Genomic DNA, 4,218 nt, shown 5'->3' with positions numbered 1-4,218 from the left:
CCGCGCGCACTATCGAGCGGCTCAGCCGTCCGGGCCGGATCCTCGTCGTCGACGAGGCGTTCATGGACGCGGTGCCCGGTGAGGCCGAGTCATTGTCCGGACGGCGCGACGTGCCAGGCCTCGTCGTCCTGCGCAGCCTGACCAAGACGTGGGGCCTGGCCGGCATCCGGGCCGGCTATGTACTCGCCTCGGCAGAGATCATCGAGCGGCTCCGGTCCATCCAGCCGCCCTGGTCGGTGTCGAGCTTGGCCATCGAAGCCATGCGCGCCTGCATGGAATCCACGGCGCTGGACCAAGCCGAGCGCCTGGCCGCCGACGACGAGCCGGTCCGGCAATGGCTGACCGATGAGCTACAGCAGCTGGGCGGCGATGTTGTACCGCATCCACGTGCACCCTTCGTTCTCGTGCGATTCCCCGATAACGGTGACCTGCGGATGCGACTTCGGGACACCGGCTGGGCTGTGCGGCGCGGCGACACCTTCCCCGGCCTCGGGCCGGACTGGATGCGTGTCGCCGTCCGCGACGAACCGACGATGAGCGGATTCCTCGACCAGCTCTCCCGACTCGTGCCCTGAGAGAACGACGACCACCCCTGCCTGGGCAGCGTCACCGGCCGCGTCTGAGGAACCGGTGGTGGCTCATCACGTCATCCGGGCCGACCATCACCAAGCAAGATACTCGAGTATCTTTACTGATACTGCTGTATCTCTAGAGATACGTTCGAGCAGGTAATGCGAGGCATGCGCGCGGCGGAGAAGCTGGTCGCAGCAGCTCGCAAGGTGGTCCGCGGCAGCATATGAGGCGACTCAGCTCTGGCCCCTTCCCCTCGTCAACGGAGACCCATGCTTACCGACCACCGCATCACCTCGATCGAGACGGCCCGGATCACCACGCGCTATCCGCGAACGGTGGGCCGCAACGCCCGTCTCCCCAGCCACGGCTCAGGGTTCGGCTCGACCGTCGCCGTTCTGCGCACGGACACCGGTGCCAGCGGGTGGGGGATCCTCCGCGGGACGCTCGACGGCTGCGACGACGTCATCGGCCTTCCGCTGACCGACCTGTTCGACCCGGCCACGGGCGTCATCCACCCGTCCGCCTTTCCCCTCGACTTCGCGTTACACGACCTCGCCGGCACCATCCTCGGTACGCCGGTGCACACAATGCTCGGTGGCGACGGCGACCGCACTGTGACGTGCTACTCGGGAGCGATCTACTTCGATGACCTCGATCCAGTCGACGCGCCGCGAGGCATCGCCGCAGTCCTCGCGAACTGCGCATCCGACTGGGCGGCCGGGTACCGTGCGTTCAAGCTGAAGATCGGGCGCGGCCACCGCTGGATGGACGCCGACGCGGGCTTCGCTCGGGACGTCGACGTCACGCGGGCAGTCCGTGAGGCCTACCCCGACGCTCGCCTCTTGGTGGACGCGAACAACGGATTCGAACCCGCAGAGGCGGTGCGCTACCTGCGCGCCGTGTCTGACTGCGACCTGTTCTGGCTGGAAGAGCCGTTCCCTGAGGAGGCAGAAGGTCTCACCCGGCTCCGCGAGTATCTCGCATCCTCGAGCAGCCGCACCCTCGTGGCGGACGGCGAATACAAGCCCGACGAGGCACAGCTCCTCGATCTCGCGGCGGCGGGGCTCCTCGACGTCCTGCTCATGGACGTCGTCGACTACGGGCTGACCGCATGGCGGCGAATCATGCCCACGCTCCGGGAGCTGGGTGTCGCCGCCTCTCCGCACGCCTGGGGCATGCCGCTGAAGACGCTGTACGCCGCCACCATTGCCGCCGGCCTCGGAGACGTGAACACCGTGGAAGGAGTACCGGGCACGACCGAGGGGGTGGATACCGGCGCTTATCACCTCACCGAGGGCTCGCTCGAGGTACCGGACCTACCCGGTTTCGGACTGACCTTGACGGCCCCGGTGACAAATGCCACGGCGTCGACGCCGACCCTCTGACGAGTACGTCCTCACGGCCCGCGGGACGCGGCGGGTCGATCAGCCCGGTGACCCGGAGAAACGCGGCCGCCAGCCCGGCGTCGTCGCAGGCGGCGCCGTGCAGCCTGCGCACCGGACTTGGCGATGCCGGCACGGCTTCTGACGTTCGCTGCACAGGTACGTGCCACGGTCGCGTGGGCAGACGACGGCCGCAAGGATGGCGACACTGCAAGGCTTCATCTCTTTTGGTGCACGCGATCGCAATCTCCGCGCACACCCGGTTCGTAGAACTGGGGAGAGAAGGCCGGCACGACCGACTTACGGGAGGCACCATGCGCACCCTCACCACACTCGGCGCGGCAGCGCTCACACTCGGCGCTGTCCTCGGCTCAGGAATGGCTTCGGCTGCTCCCGCAATCCCGCTCAACGGCGCTCAGGAGGCGGGCCCCGGCGACAACGACGGACACGGGTTCTTCACCTACGACCTGGACGGCACCAGCTTCTGCTGGACACTTAGCTGGGACCGGATCGACACCGCCACCGCGGCACACGTGCACGAGGGCCCCCGCCACGTCGCCGGCGACATCGTGATTCCGCTGGACGTCGGCGACGGGTCCGGTTCGCTGGTCGAGGGATGCGCGGAGATCGATGAGGCGTTGGCCGCGGACATCGCTGAGAATCCGAAGGCCTACTACGCCAACGTCCACAACGAGCAATTCCCGGCAGGCGCCATCCGCGGCCAGTTGAAGTAAACCCGCAGGCTTGACCGGCCGGCGACGGATCGCTCCGGGTCACGGCGGGCTACTAGGCCGGCGTCAGTCGAGGCAGAACTCGTTGCCTTCGGGGTCGGCCATCACGATGAAGCCGCCGCTGAGAGGCGGGTCGGGCTCGAAGCGGCGGAGGCGGCGGGCTCCGAGCGTCACCAGCCGGTCGCACTCGGTCTCCAGGGCCGCCATCCGCTCCTCGCCCTCAAGCCCCGGCGCAGCCCGGACGTCGAGGTGCACTCGGTTCTTGGTCTCCTTGTCCTCCGGCACCCGCTGGAAGAACAGGCGTGGGCCTGCGCCGTCGGGGTCTACGACCGCCGACGCGTCGTTGCGGCGCTGCGGGGGCACACCCATCGCCGCTAGTGCCTCGTCCCAGGAGCCGAAGCCGGCCGGCGGCTCCTGTACCCGGTAGCCGAGTGCCTCGGCCCAGAACGGTGCCAGCGCGCCTGGGTCGGCGCAGTCGATCGTCACCTGGATCTCGCGGGCCATCTCACTGCTCCTTCTCATCGGTATGCGGGTAGAGGTCGCGCAGGAGGCACACCTCCGCTAGGTGGTGAACCATTTCACGGTTGGTGTTCCAGGTCTGATCGGTCATGGCGTCAGCCTGGCGTAGATAGCGGACAGCTTCGGTCCGTGATCTGTGCGAGCATGGTCGGGTGACCGTGGAGGCGACCACCGCGCGGGTGCTGCGGCTGCTGGCCCTGCTGCAGCGCCGACCGATGTGGACCGCTGTCGAGCTCGCTGCCGAGCTGGGGGTCACCGACCGCTCGGTGCGCCGGGACGTGGAGCGGCTGCGCGTGCTCGGCTACCCGGTGCATGCGACCGCCGGAGTCGGTGGCGGCTATCAGCTCGGGGCCGGCACCAGACTCCCGCCGCTGCTGCTCGACGACGAGGAGGCGATCGCGACCGCGGTGTCGTTGCGGCTGGCGGCCGGCGGGACTGTGGCTGGGGCGGACGAAGCCGCACTGCGCACGCTGGCGAAACTCGATCAGGTGATGCCGCCGCGCCTGCGCGCCGAAGTGCGGGCCGTTCATGGCGCCACCGACACGCTCACCCGCCCCGGGATCGTGGTCGACCCGGAGCTGCTGGTGACCCTCGCCCGGGCGTGCCGGGACGCCGTCCGGGTGCGGTTCCACTACACCGGACGCGACAGTGATGGCAGCGTGCGCACGGTCGAGCCGGTGCGGATGGTCGCGACCGGCCGCCGGTGGTACCTGATGGCGTGGGATCTTGATCGCGACGACTGGCGCACGTTCCGGCTCGACCGGATGCGGGAGGCGACCGCCACGACCTGGCGGTTCCAGCCTCGGGAACACCCCGATCCGGTCGGTCATGTGCAGCGGTCGGTGGTCGCGGCACCGTACCGCTACGTCGCCCGGGTACGGGTGCACGCCGATGCCGACCAGGTCCGAGAGATCATGCCTCCCTCGGTGGGACGGGTCGAAGACGACCGTGAAGGCTGGTGCCTGCTGACGGTCGGTGGCGACGACCCCGAGTGGCTCGTGATGCACGTGGCC

At 69.0% G+C, this 4,218-nt stretch carries 5 protein-coding genes; 4 read left to right on the top strand and 1 reads right to left on the bottom strand.

Annotated features, from left to right (window positions below):
* The 3 genes from ELR45_RS37050 to ELR45_RS06590 all read left to right on the top strand — a co-directional run.
* Nucleotides 1–575: aminotransferase class I/II-fold pyridoxal phosphate-dependent enzyme (locus ELR45_RS37050; protein WP_205856151.1), on the top strand; the 575-nt coding region annotated here is incomplete at its 5' end.
* 267 nt (nt 576–842) lie between these two features.
* Nucleotides 843–1,958: a mandelate racemase/muconate lactonizing enzyme family protein gene (locus tag ELR45_RS06595; protein ID WP_129664476.1), complete on the top strand. Its 1,116-nt coding sequence runs from the start codon at nt 843–845 to the stop codon at nt 1,956–1,958.
* A 311-nt stretch (nt 1,959–2,269) separates the two neighbouring features.
* Nucleotides 2,270–2,689, top strand: a complete 420-nt coding sequence (locus tag ELR45_RS06590; RefSeq protein ID WP_129664474.1) for a CHRD domain-containing protein — start codon at nt 2,270–2,272, stop codon at nt 2,687–2,689.
* A gap of 63 nt (nt 2,690–2,752) precedes the next feature.
* Here ELR45_RS06590 and ELR45_RS06585 read toward each other — a convergent pair whose 3' ends face one another.
* On the bottom strand, nt 2,753–3,190 hold the full coding sequence (locus ELR45_RS06585; protein ID WP_129664472.1) for a VOC family protein: 438 nt from the start codon (nt 3,188–3,190) through the stop codon (nt 2,753–2,755).
* Between the two features lie 167 nt (nt 3,191–3,357).
* Here ELR45_RS06585 and ELR45_RS06580 point away from each other — a divergent pair.
* Nucleotides 3,358–4,218: helix-turn-helix transcriptional regulator (locus ELR45_RS06580; protein WP_205856150.1), on the top strand; the 861-nt coding region annotated here is incomplete at its 3' end.

Source organism: Phytoactinopolyspora endophytica (genome assembly GCF_004138495.1).
GTDB lineage: Bacteria > Actinomycetota > Actinomycetes > Jiangellales > Jiangellaceae > Phytoactinopolyspora > Phytoactinopolyspora endophytica.
This window is presented reverse-complemented; position numbering and strand designations above follow the sequence as displayed.

What these genes read in the sequence shown, in the direction of transcription:
- ELR45_RS06595 (WP_129664476.1), top strand. Translation starts at nt 843, where the DNA reads ATGCTTACCGACCACCGCATCACCTCGATCGAGACGGCCCGGATCACC.
- ELR45_RS06590 (WP_129664474.1), top strand. Translation starts at nt 2,270, where the DNA reads ATGCGCACCCTCACCACACTCGGCGCGGCAGCGCTCACACTCGGCGCT.
- ELR45_RS06585 (WP_129664472.1), bottom strand. Translation starts at nt 3,190, where the DNA reads ATGGCCCGCGAGATCCAGGTGACGATCGACTGCGCCGACCCAGGCGCG.